At 56.9% G+C, this 17,005-nt stretch carries 15 protein-coding genes; 7 read left to right on the top strand and 8 right to left on the bottom strand.

Annotation, left to right across the window (positions count from 1 at the left end; genetic code table 11):
- Window positions 1-15: 15 nt before the first annotated feature.
- A complete protein-coding gene (locus tag ACO0U8_RS15065) occupies window positions 16-2,253 on the top strand; it encodes a type I secretion system permease/ATPase (RefSeq protein WP_421671121.1) in 2,238 nt (745 codons plus the stop codon).
- Entirely contained in the window at window positions 2,250-3,425 is a 1,176-nt protein-coding gene (locus ACO0U8_RS15060) for an HlyD family type I secretion periplasmic adaptor subunit (protein ID WP_122096596.1), read from the top strand. The genes ACO0U8_RS15065 and ACO0U8_RS15060 overlap by 4 nt, the downstream gene beginning before the upstream one ends.
- Window positions 3,426-3,501: 76 nt before the next feature.
- Here the strand turns inward: ACO0U8_RS15060 and ACO0U8_RS15055 are convergent, their stop codons facing one another.
- Window positions 3,502-3,819 carry an RcnB family protein gene (locus ACO0U8_RS15055; protein ID WP_056772628.1) on the bottom strand — a complete coding sequence of 106 codons (318 nt, stop codon included), beginning with the start codon at window positions 3,817-3,819 and terminating at the stop codon, window positions 3,502-3,504.
- Window positions 3,820-4,094: 275 nt separating this feature from the next.
- Between ACO0U8_RS15055 and ACO0U8_RS15050 the strand changes: the two genes are divergently transcribed.
- The gene (locus tag ACO0U8_RS15050) at window positions 4,095-5,003 is read left to right on the top strand and encodes an SDR family oxidoreductase (RefSeq protein WP_056772623.1); all 909 of its coding nucleotides are present in this window, start codon (window positions 4,095-4,097) and stop codon (window positions 5,001-5,003) included.
- A 66-nt stretch (window positions 5,004-5,069) separates the two neighbouring features.
- Here the strand turns inward: ACO0U8_RS15050 and ACO0U8_RS15045 are convergent, their stop codons facing one another.
- Window positions 5,070-5,930, bottom strand: coding sequence for an aldo/keto reductase family oxidoreductase (locus ACO0U8_RS15045; protein WP_421671120.1), 861 nt, complete (start codon window positions 5,928-5,930; stop codon window positions 5,070-5,072).
- Between the two features lie 94 nt (window positions 5,931-6,024).
- On the opposite strand from ACO0U8_RS15045, the gene ACO0U8_RS15040 reads away from it, so the two are divergent.
- Complete coding sequence (locus ACO0U8_RS15040) at window positions 6,025-6,939, top strand: LysR substrate-binding domain-containing protein (protein ID WP_122096599.1); 915 nt, start codon at window positions 6,025-6,027, stop codon at window positions 6,937-6,939.
- Between the two features lie 23 nt (window positions 6,940-6,962).
- Here ACO0U8_RS15040 and ACO0U8_RS15035 read toward each other — a convergent pair whose 3' ends face one another.
- Window positions 6,963-7,367: a VOC family protein gene (locus ACO0U8_RS15035; RefSeq protein WP_056772611.1), complete on the bottom strand. Its 405-nt coding sequence runs from the start codon at window positions 7,365-7,367 to the stop codon at window positions 6,963-6,965.
- A 17-nt stretch (window positions 7,368-7,384) separates the two neighbouring features.
- A complete protein-coding gene (locus tag ACO0U8_RS15030) occupies window positions 7,385-8,128 on the bottom strand; it encodes an SDR family NAD(P)-dependent oxidoreductase (protein ID WP_421671119.1) in 744 nt (247 codons plus the stop codon).
- Between the two features lie 132 nt (window positions 8,129-8,260).
- On the opposite strand from ACO0U8_RS15030, the gene ACO0U8_RS15025 reads away from it, so the two are divergent.
- Window positions 8,261-9,163 (top strand): AraC family transcriptional regulator, encoded by a 903-nt coding sequence (locus ACO0U8_RS15025; RefSeq protein WP_056772605.1) that lies wholly within the window; start codon window positions 8,261-8,263, stop codon window positions 9,161-9,163.
- 8 nt (window positions 9,164-9,171) lie between these two features.
- Here the strand turns inward: ACO0U8_RS15025 and ACO0U8_RS15020 are convergent, their stop codons facing one another.
- Complete coding sequence (locus ACO0U8_RS15020; RefSeq protein ID WP_056772602.1) at window positions 9,172-10,059, bottom strand: LysR family transcriptional regulator; 888 nt, start codon at window positions 10,057-10,059, stop codon at window positions 9,172-9,174.
- Window positions 10,060-10,297: 238 nt separating this feature from the next.
- Between ACO0U8_RS15020 and ACO0U8_RS15015 the strand changes: the two genes are divergently transcribed.
- Both ACO0U8_RS15015 and ACO0U8_RS15010 read left to right on the top strand, forming a co-directional pair.
- Window positions 10,298-11,485, top strand: coding sequence for an MFS transporter (locus ACO0U8_RS15015; protein ID WP_421671118.1), 1,188 nt, complete (start codon window positions 10,298-10,300; stop codon window positions 11,483-11,485).
- A gap of 67 nt (window positions 11,486-11,552) precedes the next feature.
- Window positions 11,553-12,581 (top strand): alpha/beta hydrolase, encoded by a 1,029-nt coding sequence (locus ACO0U8_RS15010; protein WP_390976452.1) that lies wholly within the window; start codon window positions 11,553-11,555, stop codon window positions 12,579-12,581.
- Window positions 12,582-12,712: 131 nt separating this feature from the next.
- On the opposite strand, the gene ACO0U8_RS15005 is transcribed toward ACO0U8_RS15010, so the two are convergent.
- From ACO0U8_RS15005 to tssH, 3 genes are all read right to left on the bottom strand, one after another.
- Window positions 12,713-13,225, bottom strand: a complete 513-nt coding sequence (locus tag ACO0U8_RS15005; RefSeq protein WP_421671117.1) for a hypothetical protein — start codon at window positions 13,223-13,225, stop codon at window positions 12,713-12,715.
- Between the two features lie 137 nt (window positions 13,226-13,362).
- On the bottom strand, window positions 13,363-14,478 hold the full coding sequence (locus ACO0U8_RS15000) for a VasL domain-containing protein (RefSeq protein ID WP_421671116.1): 1,116 nt from the start codon (window positions 14,476-14,478) through the stop codon (window positions 13,363-13,365).
- Window positions 14,465-16,999: a type VI secretion system ATPase TssH gene (gene tssH / locus ACO0U8_RS14995; RefSeq protein WP_421671115.1), complete on the bottom strand. Its 2,535-nt coding sequence runs from the start codon at window positions 16,997-16,999 to the stop codon at window positions 14,465-14,467. Before tssH ends, ACO0U8_RS15000 begins: the two co-directional genes overlap by 14 nt.
- Window positions 17,000-17,005 lie beyond the last annotated feature (6 nt).

Raw genomic sequence — 17,005 nt, 5'->3', positions numbered from 1 at the left:
TAGGGAACAATGCAGATGAATAAAGAGATCATGTCAGAGAAAAGCAGTACCGCACCGGAGGCCGTGGCGTTCGATGGCCGCGCCGCGCAGGCGGAGAAACAAAAGGGGTATAGCGCGTGGCTGAGCGCCATGCTGGATGTCGCCCGCCACTATCGTCTGGATTATTCAGAAGAGCATGTGAAAGCCACGCTCGCCTGGGAGATGGGCGCACCGCAGGACAGCGTGCTTGATGAGATGGCGCACAAACTCGGGCTGGCGCGCGTGACCCGCTCATTCCATCCTGCCGATCTGGACCCGATGTCCGTGCCGTTTATTTTGACGCTGGACAATGGCCGTCTGGGCGTGGTGACGCATCTGGACGCCAGCGGCCAGTGCGCCGTGCAGTTCACCGAGGATCAGGGGCTGGAAACCACGCTCACCCCTGAACAGCTTTTATCGCGGGTGCAGAGCATCACTCTGCTGCGCCCTTTGCAGGCCCTGCCGGATGCGCGCGTTGATAACTACATCAAGCCGTACAAAAAGAACTGGTTCTGGGATCTGGCCCTGAAGGACTGGCGTCGCTACGGCGACATCATGGTGGCGGCGATGATCGCCAACGTGCTGGCGCTGGCCGGTATGTTGTTTTCCATGCAGGTGTACGACCGCGTGGTCCCCTCGCAGTCGGTGCCGACGCTGTGGGTGTTATTCGGCGGCGTGATGATCGCCATTGTGTTTGAATTCGTGATGCGCATGGTGCGCGTCCATATTTCTGACGTGGTGGGGAAACGCGCCGATTTGCGCATTTCCGACCGCGTTTTTGGCCGCGCGCTGCGCATTAAAAACGGCGCCCGCTCCAAATCCACCGGTTCTTTTATTTCGCAAATCCGTGAGCTGGAATCGGTGCGTGAACTGATCACCTCGACCACCATCAGCGTGATTTCCGACCTGCCTTTCTTCCTGTTATTCACGGTCATTCTGTGGATGATTGGCGGCCCGCTGGTGTTTGTGGTGCTGCTGGCGATCCCGCTTTTGCTGATCCCAGGGTTACTGATCCAAAAACCGCTGGCGAGACTGGCGAACGAAGGCATGCGCGAATCCGCAGTGAGAAACGCCTCACTGGTGGAAGCGGTGGAATCTCTGGAAGACATCAAACTGATGCGCGCTGAACAGCGCTTTCAGAATCAGTGGAACCACTGCAACGAAGTCTCCGCCGACATCAGTATGCGTCAGCGTTTTCTCACCAGCCTGCTGATGACCTGGACGCAGGAAGTGCAGTCGATCGTTTACGCCATCGTGCTGCTGGTGGGCTGTTATCTGGTGATGAACGGCGACATGACCACCGGTGCGCTGGTGGGGACGACCATCCTCGCCTCCCGCACTATCGCGCCGCTGGCGCAGATCTCCGGCGTGCTCTCCCGCTGGCAGCAGGCCAAGGTGGCGCGTAAAGGGCTGGATGAACTGATGCAGCGGCCTGTCGATCAGGAAGACGGGCAGAAAATGGTGCATAAGGCGCAGATCGCCGGTGAATACCAGGTGCACGATGCGGTGTTCTATTACGACGAAGAAGAGAAAGTAGCCAATCTGGCGCTGAACAACCTGCACATCAGGCCGGGCGAGAAGATCGCCGTGCTGGGTAAAAACGGTGCCGGTAAATCGACGCTGTTGCAGGTGCTGGCCGGCATGCAGCAGGTACAGCAGGGGCAGGTGGTGCTGGATAACGTCAACATCAAACAGATCGATCCGGCGGATTTACGCCGTGACGTGGCGCTGCACAATCAGCACGCCAGACTGTTTTTCGGCTCGGTGCGCGACAACATCACCATGGGCAGACCGCAGGCCACGGACGACGAGATCCATCAGGCGCTGGTGTTGAGCGGTGCGCTGACCTTTGTGCAGCAAAAAGAGAATGGCCTGAATTTCCTGATCCACGAAGGCGGCGTTGGCCTCTCCGGCGGCCAGCGTCAGGCGCTGTTATTGGCGCGTCACATCATCATGCAGCCGCAGGTGTTGCTGCTCGATGAACCGAGCGCGTGGCTGGATGAAATCTCCGAGGCGAATCTGATCACTCACCTGGCCGCGTGGGGTAAAGGTAAAACGCTGGTGGTCGCCACCCACCGTCTGGCGCTGTTGCAGCTGGTGGACAGGATTATCGTGATGGACAACGGACGCATCACGCTCGACGGCAGCAAAGACGAGATCCTCAGTAAACATTTCAGACCGAAAGGGCAGCCAGCCCAGGCCGCGAAAGCCGTCAATAAGGAGATGACATCATGAATGGAAACAAACGCCATCACCGGCCACTGAGTGAAAATACCTTGCCGCGTTCGACCCTGCTGGTGTGGAGCCTGGCGCTGATGCTGTTGTGCTTCACGCTGTGGGCGAATTTCTACACGCTCGACGAAGTCACCACCGGCACCGGCAAAGTCATTCCTTCGGCGCACGAACAGATCGTGCAATCGCTGGAGGGCGGTATCGTTCACAGTATTGACGTGCGCGAAGGGGAAGTGGTGGAGCGCGGCCAGCGTCTGGCGCAGCTCGACCGCACCAAAACCGAGTCCGGCGTGCAGGAAAGCCAGTCACGCCTGCACGCCGCGCTGGCGACGGCGGCACGCCTGACCGCACAGATCAACGGCACACCGCTGACGTTTCCGGCCGACCTTGACGATGAACCGGAGCTGGTGAAATCAGAAACTGAACTGTACAACTCCAGCCGTAACAGCCTGGAGAAACAGCTTTCCGGGCTGAAGCAGGGCGTGGCGCTGATCCGCCGCGAGCTGAGCATGACCGTGCCGCTGGTGAAACAGGGCGCGGCCAGCGACGTGGAGGTGCTGCGTCTGCAACGTCAGATCAACGAAATGGAAAGCAAAGCCACCGATCTGGAAACTCAGTATCACGTGCGGGCGGGCGAAGAGCTGGCGAAAGCCAATGCGGAAATCGAAACCCAGCGCTCGGTGGTTTTAGGCCGTAAAGATTCCCTGAACCGTCTGGAGTTTTTCTCCCCGGTTAAAGGCATTGTGAAGAACATTGACGTCAACACCGTCGGCGGCGTGATCCCGCCGAATGGCAAACTGATGACGCTGGTGCCGATTGACGATCAGATGCTGGTGGAGGCACAAATTTCACCGCGCGACGTGGCGTTTATTCACCCCGGCCAGAAAGCCAAAGTGAAAATCACCGCCTACGACTATTCGATTTACGGCAGTTTTGACGGAGAAGTGACCACGATTTCGCCCGACACTATTCAGGACGAGGTCCGCCGTGACGTTTATTATTACCGCGTGAACATCAAGACCAACGCCAATTATCTGGAAAATAAGCATCATGAAAAGTTTTATATTTTCCCCGGTATGATCGCGACGGTGGACATCAAAACCGGCAACAAAAGCATTCTTGATTATCTGCTGAAACCGCTGAACAAAATGAACGAAGCCATGCGTGAGCGTTAAGCCTGACGGCGGCATGACACAGAAAAGGGCGCGTTACCTGAGGTAGCGCGCCCTTTTTGCTTAACCGGCGATGGTATTACTGGAAGTAGATATCGCCGGATTCGGCTTTGAGAATTTTGCCGTCGGTGTCGGTGATCATCGCGTAATTGCCCGCGATGTAGGTCCAGTGGCTGCCTGCGTCAGGGGCGGGCAGGTGGCGCTGTTGCCAGTCAACAATTTCATAAGGCTTGGTGCGGTATAAACCGGGCACGGTGTCGCCCAGTTTGTATTCGGTCGAGTCATCGAAGAACGATTTGATCTCATGAGAAGGGGTCGCCGCAGACGCGGTGTGCGACAGCGTCATCACGGAGGAGAAAACCAGAGCTGACAACATCATCATTTTTGAGTAACGCATAATATATCCCGTTAAAAACTATCAATATAACGTCCGTCGTCAGTCCTTTGTCGTCGCAACGAAGCCTGTACTTTTCAGTCTGGTCAGGATAATAACGAGAAACAGGCCGTAAGGCGGGGCGAATAATTGTGTCGAAATGCAAATGAGTGAAAGGGTTTCCCCTGCGGCGGGCAAGGGCTGCCTCAGACTCAGAAATATCCTTAATGACACATGGGCTGGCATATCTGTTCTACCTTTAGGGTTCCTTCATTCGTTTTTATACAAGGAGCCTGTGTATGAACAACAACAAAACGATCCCCGTTTCCCTTAACGATCCGCACGTGGACACTTTTCCAAAACCGCCGTTTGAACAGCAAAAGCAGCCGTTCCCCGGTCTGGTAAGCAAGATGATCCCGGTGCCCGATCACGGTGAAACCTCTTATAAAGGCAGTTCACGTCTGAAGGGGCGTAAAGCGCTGGTGACCGGCGGTGACTCGGGTATCGGCAGGGCGGTGGCGATAGCCTTTGCCCGTGAAGGGGCCGATGTCGCGATAAACTATCTGCCCGATGAAGAGCCGGATGCGCAAGATGTGGTGACGTTGCTGCGCAAGGAAGGGGTGAAAATCGTCACGATACCGGGCGATATCCGCGAGGAAAAATTCTGTCAGACGCTGGTGAAAGAGGCGGCTGAACAGCTCGGCGGGCTGGATCTGCTGGTCAACAATGCGGGGCGTCAGCAGTTCTGTAATTCGATCAAAGACCTGACCACCGAAGCCTTTGATGCCACGTTCAAAACGAACGTCTATGCCATGTTTTGGATCACCAAAGCCGCGCTGGACTATATGCCGCGTGGCAGCGCAATCATTAATACGTCTTCGGTTCAGGCATTTTTACCGAGCGATAATCTGCTCGATTATTCACAGACCAAAGCGTCGATTGTCGCCTTCACCAAAGGTCTGGCGAAGCAGCTTGCCGCTGACGGTATTCGCGTTAATGCCGTTGCGCCCGGCCCGTACTGGACCGTTCTGCAAACCTCCGGCGGCCAGCCGCAGGAAAAGGTCGAAAAATTTGGTGAGCAGTCACCGCTTGGCAGACCGGGGCAGCCCGCCGAGATTGCCGGGATGTACGTGGCGTTAGCCTCCAGCGAAAGCAGCTACACCTCCGGACAGGTGTGGTGTTCGGATGGCGGTACCGGCACGGTCTGACCGACATTTCCCCTCAGTAACAACAAAGGCGCCCTCAGCAGGCGCCTTTTTTTTGGCAAGGCAGGGTTAACGGCTCATCTCGTTGAGTTTCGCCATCACCTCATCCGACAAGGTCAGCCGCGCGCTGTCCAGATTTTCCTGCAAATGCTGTGAAGATGAGGTGCCGGGGATCAGCAAGATATTAGGAGAACGCCTGAGCAGCCATGCCAGCGCCACCTGCATCGGCGTGGCCTGTAATTCAGCGGCCACCTCATTAAGCTGTGTTGACTGCAAAGGCGAGAACCCCCCGAGCGGGAAAAACGGCACCCAGGCGATCCCCTGTTCAGCCAGCTCATCCACCAGCGCGTCGTCGTTGCGGTTGGCGAGATTGTACATGTTCTGCACACAGGCGATCGGCGTGAGTTTGCGGGCATCGGCCACTTGTCTGGCAGTCACATTGCTCAGCCCGATGTGGCGGATCAGCCCCCGCTCTTTTAACGCGATCAGCGCCTCCAGCTGCGGTTCCAGCGAACCTTCCGCGGGCTTATACACGTCGAGCATACTGCGCAGGTTAACGACGTCCATTGTCTCCAGCCCCAGATTGCGCAGGTTATCTTCCACCGCGCGGGTCAGCTCCGGTGCTGAAAATGCGGGTAACCAGCCCCCCTTTTCATCACGCCGCGCGCCGACTTTGGTGACGATGCACAGGTCATCGGGATAAGGATGCAAAGCCTTTTTGATCAGCCGGTTGGTTTCATGCGGGCCGTAAAAGTCGCTGGTGTCGATGTGATTGACGCCCGATGCAACCGCGTCTTTCAACACCTGAATCGCCCGCGCTTCATCTTTCACCGGACCAAAAACACCGGGGCCTGCCAGTTGCATTGCGCCGTAACCTAAGCGTCCAACTTCACGGTCGCCGAGGCGATAAGTCATTGAGGGTTGTGACATGGGGGTTCTCCTGTGTGTGTTCATTCATTGTATCGGGCAACTGGCTGTGCAACTATCCGGTGAAATCAGGACAAACTGTACGAGGTTACGCACAATGCCAATGGACATCGCTCTGCTGCATGCCGTGGTGGAAGTGGCGAAAGCCGGGGGATTTCGGGAAGCGGCGCGGGTCACCGGCAGCAATGCCTCCCGGCTGAGTGATGCCGTACGCCGTGCGGAACAGCAACTCGGCATCCGCCTGTTTCATCGCACCACGCGCACCGTCGTGCTGACCGAAGCAGGCCGGGCGCTGATGGAACGCCTGTTACCGGCCATGAATGAGGTCGATGCCGCGCTGGACGCCATCAATCGTTATCGCAACACGCCGGGCGGCACGCTGCGGCTTAACGTGCCGGTCAGCGCCACGCGCCTGATTCTTCCGGCGCTGGTGCCGGCGTTTTTGCGACGTTATCCGGATATCCAGCTGGAGATCATCGCCGAAAGCAATGTGCAGGATGTGTTTCGCGACGGTTGCGATGCCGGTATCCGCTATGACGAATGTCTCGAACAGGACGTGGTGGCGATCCCCATCGGCCCGCGCCGTCAGCGTTTTGCCGCCGCTGCGTCTGCGGATTATCTCGATCGTCATGGCAGACCCGCCCACCCGCGTGATCTGATGAAGCACGCCTGCCTGCGTGGCCGTTATGCCAGCGGCATCATGACTGCCTGGGAGTTTGAGCGGGAGGGTGAAAATCTCAGCGTACAGGTCAGCGGCCCGCTGGTGGTCAGCGTCGGCGGCGCGGTGGATCTGGCGGTGGATACCGCGAAAGCGGGCGGCGGCATTCTCTATCTGTTTGAAGACTGGCTGCAACCCGCCTTTGCCAGCGGTGAGCTGGAACCCATCTTACAGCCGTGGTGGCTGTCGTTTTCCGGGCCCTATCTTTACTACAACGATCGCCGTCTGATCCCTGCGCCGTTGCGGGCATTTATCGATTTTGTGCAGGAGGAGAACCTCCGTTGTCACCGCTGACCCCACGTCAGCGGTGCGCGCCTTCAGGGCAGGTCGTGCTGCCAGCTTTTGTAGACAAACTCCAGGGTATAGCCGTCAGGATCGACCACACCGGCGGCGTAATAGCGCGGATCGTAATAAAGACGTGCGCCCGGCGCGCCGTTATCCTTCGCCCCGGCGTTGATTGCGGCGGCGTACGCCTCATCCACCATGGCCTTACTGCTGGCGACAAAGCCGATATGCGAGGCATCGCCGGTGGCTTTTGCCTGCCGCAGCCAGAAAAATATCCGGCCATGTGCGCCAAAACCGGTGAGATCAGGGTGCCCCGGCGGCCCGTCTTTGCCGTCGTAATCGACCCGCGAGGTGATGCCAAGCGGCGCCAGCGCGGCGGTGTAAAACCTGACCGAACGGTCAACATCCCGCACTGAAACAAAAATGTGATCGAGCATAGAATCTCTTTCAGTCATTAAATGTGGTAGCCACCGGCGACTTCAATGGACTGCGCATTGATCCAGCGGCTGTCATCCGAAATCAACCCTGCGATCGCCTTCCCTACATCTTCCGGTTCGCCGACGCGGCCCAGTGCGGTTTGTGACGCCAGCAATGTTTCCAGCTCATCGTTGAGGCCACCGCCCAGCCCGGTCCGGATTGCGCCGGGCGAAACCGAATTTGCGCGAATGCGACGCGGGCCAAACTCTTTCGCCATATAACGTGTCAGTACCTCAAGCCCGCCTTTGAAGGCGGCATAAGGCGCAACGCCGGACGTCGTGACGCGTGTGGTGGCGCTGGTCACATTGACAATGTGGCCGCCATCAGTGAGCAACGGCAGCAGTGTCTGCGTCAGGAAGAACGGGCCTTTCAGATGGACGTTAAACAGGTTGTCGAACTCATTTTCAGTCACGGTTTCAATCGGGTTAAACAGGCCAAAACCGGCGTTGTTGATCAGCACATCAAAATCACGGCGTTGCCAGAAATCTTCCAGCACTGCCGCGAGTTGTGTACGAAAGGCAGCAAACGTCTGTGTACGGGAAACATCAAGCTGCATTGCCACGGCTTTGCCTCCGGCGGCGTCGATTTGCCTGACCACCTCGTCCGCCGCTTCCGGGTGGCGATGCCAGGTCAGTATCACCCCCATTCCTTTTGCTGCGCACTCAATTGCTGTACTTGCCCCGATGCCGGTGCTTCCGCCCGTGATTAGAATGACTTTCATGATGTTGACTCTCGTTGTGTGGGTGTGCAGTAAGACTAAAGAAAGGCACCGGCTGAGGCTTCTGCGTTCCTGCTCGATTCTTGCCTGTTTCTGCTTTAAGCTCCCCGCACCCCTTTACCGCTGAGGCAGGATATGGATTTGCAATCCCAACTTGATGAACTGCGCGGACTGGCCGCTCATGCCGGGAACTGGCGAACAGAAACCGGGATCCCGCGCGTTGCCATGGTGCAGGGGAAAGTCCCGGCGGCGGCGCTGGCCGCAGTCTATGAGCCGATGATCAACCTGATCCTCAGAGGAAGTAAAACCATGACGGTGGGGGAGAAGGTCTTTAATTACGACCCCGCCTCTTACTTTGTCATGTCTGTGGATTTGCCGGCGGTGGGCGCAGTTCACCCCGCATTGACCGGCGAACCTTATCTGGCCGTGAGCCTGACCATCGACCCCCAGCGCGTTGCCACCTTGCTGGATGATTTACCGCATTCGCAGATGAGGGGCAGGCCGGAAGGCGGGTTCTCGGTGGCGTCAGTCACGCCGGAGTTGCTTGATGCCTGGGTGAGAATGCTGCGTCTGATGAAAACGCCTGACGACATTCCCGCTCTCGCGCCGGGCTATGAGCGCGAAATTCTTTATCATGTTCTCAAAGGCCCCCACGGCTGGATGCTCAGAGATATTGCCTCGCCGGGTACGATGCTGGCGAGGATCAGCAACGCTATCCAGTGGCTGAGGCACCATTTTGCCGAAGAGTTTGTGGTTGAAACCCTGGCCGGGCGCGAGGCGATGAGCGTTTCGGCGTTTCACCGGCACTTCAAGGCGGTAACGGCCATGAGCCCGTTGCAGTATCAGAAACGCGTCCGGCTGCTCCATGCCCGAACGCTGCTTTTAGGCCGTCAGCAGAGCGTCACTTATGTGGCTCAGGAAGTGGGCTACCGGAGTGTGCCGCAGTTTAACCGCGACTATGCGCGCATTTTCGGGCTGCCTCCGCTGAAAGATGTGGCGCAACTGCGTAAGGTGATCAACGTGCGCGAGAGCCAGTGACGCGCCCCTCAGTCCAGTTTCAGCGCCGCCATCACCAGCGAAAATGCCGGTGAATGCTGTTTTCTGCTGGGGTAATAGAGGTAGTAACCAGGAAACGGCAGGCACCAGGCATCGAGCACCCGCAGCAGGCGGCCTTCTTCGATGTGCGGCGCAAACTCTTCTTCCGGTAAAAACGCAATGCCCAGACCGGCCAGCGCCGCATCCACCATAGGGGCGGAAGTATTAAAGGTCAGTTGCCCGTTCACCCGCACGTTGACCGGCCCCTCTTCGTTATCAAACTCCCAGACATAAAGCCCGCCGGACGTGGTCTGGCGCATATTCATGCAGTTGTGTTGCAGCAGGTCATGCGGCGTCTGCGGCAGCGGATGTTTAGCAAAATACGCCGGGGAGGCCACCGCCGCCATGCGCAAGGCGGGGCTGACGGGCATGGCGATCATGTCTTTATCGATGGTGTCACCCAGGCGCACACCGGCGTCAAACTTATCGGCGACGATATTACGAAAGCCGTGGTTGGCATCAAATTCCAGCCGGATGTCGGGGTATTCGCGTAATAACGGCGACAGTTTTGGCATCAGCAGGGTTTTAAGCACGTGCGGGCCGCAGGTGATACGTACGGTGCCGGCCGGTTTATCACGCATCTCGGTCAGCATATCCAGCCCGGCTTCAATCTCGTCAAAGTGTGAGCCAATCGCCAGCAATAACCTCTCTCCCGCCGCCGTCGGCGACACATTTCTGGTCGTGCGCGTGAGCAGGCGAATGTCCATTTGATTTTCCAGAGCGGTAATGGTCTGGCTCAGCGCCGGTTGCGTGACCCCGAGCAGCGCGGCAGCGCGGGTAAAACTCCCTTCACGGGCGACCGTGATAAAAGCGATCAGATCATTGAAATTACGTTTCATCACAGCTTCCGTCCTTCTATTAATAAGCAGGGCTTATAAGCCCATTAAGGATTCATTACCTAGTAAGAATATACCCGCCCTGTAGAATTTCCGGCAAGCAATAACGTCCGCAAAACAGGAAATACTTGCCCGGCGTTATCCCTTTAACTTCATGTTATCTCAGTTTTTATTCCCGCGAATAAAAACCGGGCGGGGCTTGCCAAAAATTCATCATTTAGCGTTGAAAAAGGAAGGAAATGTGACATCTGCCGTTGAAAACGCGCTGCCTGACCGAGATCGGGCCGCGCACTGGAACGGGGTATGGGCGATTACCCTGTGCGTATTTGCGCTGGTTGCGTCGGAGTTTATGCCCGTCAGCCTGCTGTCACCGGTTTCCCGCGATCTGGGTATCAGCGAGGGGCTGGCCGGGCAGGGGATCGCCATCTCCGGTGCGCTGGCGGTGTTGACCAGTTTGTTGATCTCAACACTGGCCGGAAATATTGACCGAAAAATTCTGCTTTTAGGGCTGACGACCCTGATGGCTGTTTCCGGCGTGGTAATAGCTCTGGCCCCTGATTACCTGACTTACATGGTTGGGCGCGCACTGATTGGCGTCGTCATCGGCGGCTTCTGGTCGATGTCGGCGGCGCTGGCTATCCGGCTGGTGCCACGGGATCAGGTGCCCCGTGCCCTGGCGATATTCAACGGCGGCAATGCGCTGGCGATGGTGATCGCCGCACCGCTCGGCAGTTATCTGGGGTCGGTGATGGGCTGGCGTGGCGCATTCTTTTGTCTGGTGCCGGTCGCGCTGGTGGTCTTTATCTGGCAGTGCGTCAGCCTGCCTTCCATGAAAACGGCGGCGGAAGAAAAAAAGGCCGGAAATGTGTTACGCCTGCTCAGAAAACCACAGGTTGCCACCGGGATGGCGGCGTGCGGGCTTTTCTTTATGGGGCAATTCGCGCTCTTTACCTACCTGCGCCCGTTTCTTGAAACGGTGACCCGGGTTGACGTCTCCACGTTGTCATTGATTTTGCTGACCATCGGCATGGCCGGTTTTATGGGCACCCTGATCATCGGTGTTTTTCTGCGCAAAGGCTTTTATCTGACGCTGATGGCGATCCCGCTGATGATGACGGCCATTGCCGTGATGCTGATGCTGACGGGGCACCGGCTCTGGATTGTCGGGCCGTTGCTGGGCCTTTGGGGGCTGGTGGCGACGGCGGCACCGGTCGGGTGGTGGTCATGGGTAGCACGGACCTTTCCCGACAACGCCGAAGCGGGCGGCGGGCTGATGGTCGCGGTGGTGCAACTTTCCATCGCGCTGGGCTCAACCGCCGGAGGGCTGGCTTTTGACTCTGCGGGCTGGCAAACCACCTTCGCCATCAGCGGCGTTCTGCTGACTCTGGCGGCCTGTCTGACATTTGTTACATCACGCACACAACACTGACGACATATTCACTTTTTACCGGGCGAACGGATGCCCAACCCATACCACTCCTGTTGAGGATATTTCGATGAAAATTTTTTCTATGTTGGTCGGGCTGTTAATCAGCTCGTTTGCCGCCACCGGCGCCGATATGTCTGGCGGCGCAGATAACTTTTACAAAAGCGACAAAGTGACGCAGCAAAAGGTGACGTTTAAAAATCAGTATCAGATGGAGGTCACCGGAAATCTGTTTATGCCAAAAGACAGGGATAAGAATGCCAAATATCCGGCCATTGTGGTGGGGCATCCTATGGGGGCGGTGAAAGAACAAAGCTCCAATCTCTACGCACAGAAACTGGCTGAACAAGGTTTTGTGACGCTGGCTATCGATCTCTCTTTCTGGGGCGAAAGTGAAGGGAAGCCGCGTAACGCCGTCGCGCCAGATATTTACGCTGAAGATTTTAGCGCCGCAGTGGATTACCTCGGTACGCGCCCGGATATCGACAGAAACCGGATTGGCGCGCTGGGCATCTGCGGCAGCGGCAGCTTTGTGATCAGCGCGGCGAAAATTGATCCGCGCATGCGGGCCATTGCTACCGTCAGCATGTATGACATGGGGGCGGTGAACCGTCACGCACTCAATCATTCACTCACGCTGGCGCAGCGTAAGGACATTATTGAACAGGCGGCGCAGCAGCGTTACAGCGAATTCACCGGCGGAGAAATACGCTACACCAGCGGTACAGTGCATAAAATCGATGCGGACACGCCGCCGGTGGCGAAAGAGTTCTACGATTTTTACCGCACGCCGCGCGGGGAATTCACACCTAAAGGATCTTCCCCTGCGCTGACGACGCACCCGACGCTGACCAGCAACGTCAAGTTTATGAACTTTTATCCGTTCAACGATATCGAAACGATTTCACCGCGGCCAATGCTGTTTATCACCGGCGAAAACGCGCACTCCAGGGAATTCAGTGAAGATGCCTACAAACTTGCCGGTCAGCCGAAAGAGTTAGTTATCGTACCCGGTGCGGGTCATGTTGACCTCTACGACCGCACCGATCTGATTCCTTTTGCAAAACTGACGTCATTCTTTAAACAAAACCTGAAATAAAGTGCGTTATTTTTTCCCACGGAATACGGCGGCTGGCACGTGTTTGCCTCAATAACACGGTGGAAAGGGCATACTCAATGTACGGAGCAAAATATTGCTCCGTACATTTTTCAGGATTAATTCCATCACATTTATATGACCAATCCTGTTGCGACATTTTTACGGGCGATTACTCTGTTAATCAGCTGACCATTGAGTCTGTAATGTATCGGCAGGAAGGGGATATCTTTAAGGTAAAAGATATGTTCTCCGTCCCCTTTTTCGGGGCTTAGCCCGGAAAGATTCAGAACATAACAATAACGAATTTTATTTTGCCACGACTGATACAGGGCGTTTCCGAAAATAAGCGGGGCATAACGGGCACTGTTCTGCCTCATCAATTCCGGCGCAATATCAGTCAGATAGATCCGGCATAAACCTGCGGGCTGGCCGTGTTCATTTTTATTACTGGCGTTAATAGCGTTATCACGTCTGATACCCTGCATACCGGCTTCATTAGTATAATGGAAATAAACATTTCCCTTATTGCTGTTTTCAGAAAGAAAGTAAGGCGGTTCCAGAAAGGTTTTAACCTGTTCAGTAATGAATTTTGATTTCACAGGCAGCGCCGAAGGGCGGGTATAAGGATGGAACGATCTTTTCATTTAATATATCCCTTATTCAATGAATATCATCAGGTGAATGTATTTTTCGATATTTCCTTTGATTTGGAAACGGAAATGCCCGCCGGGTTAATGGTCAGGCATATTGATTCCAAAACGTTGTGATTTTTTCTGTGCGGCTACTGTTTATTCGTTAAAAGTATTAACCGGCTGTTTAACGCCTCGAGATGTTCAGCAATTTGTTTAATTTCGGCGTTGCTGACGGGTTGCTGTTTGTCGAGCTTACGTTGCAGGTCATCCAGTTGCGCCTGCACCGGTTCGCCACCCTGCTGGAGTGTCTGGCGCATCTGATATATCGCGGTTTTCAGCTCAGAAATCGTCATATAGGGTTTGCGCTTTTGTTCAGCTTCCAGCAAACGCAGCTCGACACTGTTTAGCTGGTTGTTCACCAGCGCCCAGCTGTTGATGTCCGGCAACGTGGCACTCAGTTCGGTGTGATGATTTTGCCAGCGGGCCGAGAATGCATTCCCAGGCCAGAGCGCATTCAGGCGGATCGCCGCTGAGGGTTGCGCCAGCCAGTTCAGGGTACTCATCACGCATACCGTGACCGCAATGCCCACGACGCCGCCGCAAAGCCAGGCTTTCCATGGGCGTGGCGCAGGCAAGGGTGCCGGTTTGACCACCGGCACCCTTGCAGAAGGCGTTACCGGCGCAGGCGCGACGTCGGGCACGGCCGGTTTCGCCATCAGGGCGCGCTTTTGCAGCGTTTGTCGGCTCGATTGCAGATAGTCGAGCAGATTGCGCAGGGGGGCCTGACTGCGCGATTGCAGGGCCAGCGCATGTTCCAGCATCATCGACACCGCCCCTTCAAGTTGCTGAAGGGTATCGACTTCTGCGCTGTTTAGCGGCAGACCGTACAGGCTGGTCGCAGCATGGGTGGAATACCATTCGATAATTTGCTGACGCAGATCGGTTGCGGCCACCGGCGGCCAGCACTGGCGCTGCTTCTTGCCAAAACCTTCCGCCAGCAGCAGTGTGGCATTCGCCATACCCGCCCAGCCGTGGCGCTGGCAGCTGATCAGACAAAACCAGACGCCGCTTTGCAGGTCGTAGCCGTGGCGCTGAAAAATCTCCAGGCACTGGTTTTCCTGCGTGAGCCACCATGACCGGTCGTGCACGTGGCCTTTCCAGCTGTTTACGCTGTTACTGAGCAGTAAAAACTCGTGATGATGCCGGGGATCGTGACAGCTGATTTTCACATCGCCCGGCGTCACGCTGTAATTAACTTTTGTCATGAGCCCTCCATGTCACGAGTTTATCCTTGCTGACGCCAATCTTCAGGCCGCCCCGGACGGGTTTCTCATCCTGCAACAGGGTGTCGGTCAGCAACGGCAGAATGTGCCGGTTCAGAGCCTGATCGATATCACGGGCACCGCTCTGCATCACCTGACAGAGTTCTGCCACCCAGCTCACCACGCTCTCGCTGTAACTCAGTTGCACCTCGCCGTTGCTGGCGGCGTGATAGCGCTGGCAGATGCGATCCAGCTTCAGCCTGATGATTTGCGCCAGCGTTTTCGGTTGCAGCGGCAGGTAAGGGATCAGCGTGACGCGCCCCATCAATGCCGGGCGGAACACGTGCTCGAACTCCGGGCGGATCAGCGTACACAGGGCTTCCGGCGACGTTTCCCCTTCGGCGCAGGCGGCGGTGATTTTCGCGCTGGCCAGATTGGATGTCATGATAATCAGCGTGTTACGGAAGTTGATTAACTGACCTTCCGCGTCTTCAATCATCCCTTTATCGAATACCTGATAAAACAGCTCCATGACGTCCGGGTGCGCCTTTTCCACTTCATCGAGCAGCACAACGCTGTACGGATTGCGTTTCACCGCCTCGGTCAGCACGCCACCCTGACCGTAACCGACATAGCCCGGCGGCGATCCTTTCAGGCCGGACACGCTGTGCGCTTCCTGATATTCCGACATGTTAATGGTCACCAGACTTTGCTCACCGCCGTACAGTAAATCTGCCAGCACCAGCGCCGTTTCGGTTTTACCGATACCCGATGAACCTGCCAGCATATACACCCCGGTCGGTTTCAGCGGATCGTTCAGATTGGCGCGGCTGATGCGCACTTGTGTGGCGATAGTGGAGAGCGCGTGGCGCTGGCCGATAACCCGCTGCTCCAGGCGGTGAAGTAATTCGCCCAACTGTTGCTGTTGTTTTTCTACCATGCGGCCAAGTGGCACACCGGTCCAGCCGGAAACCACATCGGCGATGCAGGTGGCATCAACGCATTCAAACACCAGCGCATGAGCCTCATGCAGCTCAGCCAGCTCCCTGCGCCAGGCGGCGATAGCACTCTCATCACGACTTTGTTGCAGTTGCTGCACCAGACTCTTCTGCTGTTCCCACAGAGGCCGGAGATGGGTGAGATCGGCCAGCAGCTCAGTTTCCCGCAGCGCCAGCGTCGCCAGCCGCTGATCGTGCTGTCCTTCCTTTTGTAAGGCCTCGCGCTCGGTATGCAGATTGCTGAGCAGGGCGTTGATGTCTTCGATCTCTTTCGGATGATGAGACTGGGACACCGCCACGCGGGCGCAGGCGGTATCCAGCAGGCTGACGGATTTGTCCGGCAGTTGTCGCCCGGCGATATAGCGGCTGGAGAGATTGACGGCGGCATGGATCGCACTTTCGAGGATCTGCACGCCGTGGTGGCGAGACATGGCCGGTGCAATGGCACGCAGCATGGCTGTGGCGCTGTCGATACCCGGTTCAGCCACCTGCACCAGCTGGAAACGGCGGGTCAGTGCGGCATCTTTCTCAAAATACTTTTTGTATTCCGCCCACGTTGTCGCCGCCACCACGCGCAGTTCACCACGCGCCAGCGCCGGTTTCAGCAGGTTTGCCGCGTCGTTTTGTCCGGCCTGACCGCCCGCGCCAATCAGCGTATGGGCTTCATCGATAAACAAAATGACCGGCTGAGGCGCGCTGGCGATCTCTTTCATCAGCGCCTGTAGACGGTTTTCAAATTCACCCTTCACGCTGGCACCGGCCTGTAACAGACCGAGATCCAGCGTCAGCACGTCCATCTGTCTGAGCACCTCCGGCACGTTGCCAGCGGCGATACGCAGCGCCAGACCTTCCACCAGCGCCGTTTTCCCCACACCGGGTTCGCCGGTGAGAATAGGGTTGTTCTGACGGCGACGCAGCAGGATGTCGATCATCTGACGTATTTCTGCTTCGCGCCCCAGCACCGGATCCAGTTCACCCTTACGGGCCTGAGCGCTCAGATTGCGGGTAAATTTGCCGAGTGCGCTGTTGCTGCTCTGCGTGGCCGGAGACGCTGCATTTTCGCAGGTGTGGCACGCGTCAAGCAGCAGCTGTTCCGCCGCATCCCGCTGGCAGTTCAGCGCCTTACGCACGCCGCTGGTTAACGACGGTGCGGTGTTCTCTTCCAGCAGACAGGCCAGCAGGGCGGCCGGGGCGAGCTGCGTGTGTCCCCAGCTGGCGCTGGCGTGCAGCCAGGCTTTTTCCAGCCACTGAACCAGCCCGGTCGAAAAGACCGGCGCGCGGCTGTTGCCGCTGCGAAAGGTGTTCAGCGCCTGCTGGGTGGCGCTCAGCAAGGCATCCGCCGCCAGACCTGCGCCTAAATTCAGGCTTTCCATCAGATCGCTGTGCTGGACAATCACCGCCAGCAAAAGATGCTCAACGTCCACTTCATGGTGGGTGCGCGAAATCGCCTGACTGACGGCGGCATCCAGACAGCTGCGGCTTTCCGGGGTGAGTTTGTCAACGATGCGTTTTAAATAGCTGCTCATAAATAT

The organism is Rahnella sp. EDr1-12 (assembly GCF_049206505.1).
In the GTDB taxonomy this organism is placed as follows: Bacteria; Pseudomonadota; Gammaproteobacteria; order Enterobacterales; family Enterobacteriaceae; genus Rahnella; species Rahnella rivi.
Note: the sequence above shows the minus strand (reverse complement) of the source record. Positions and strands in the feature narration are given on the sequence as shown.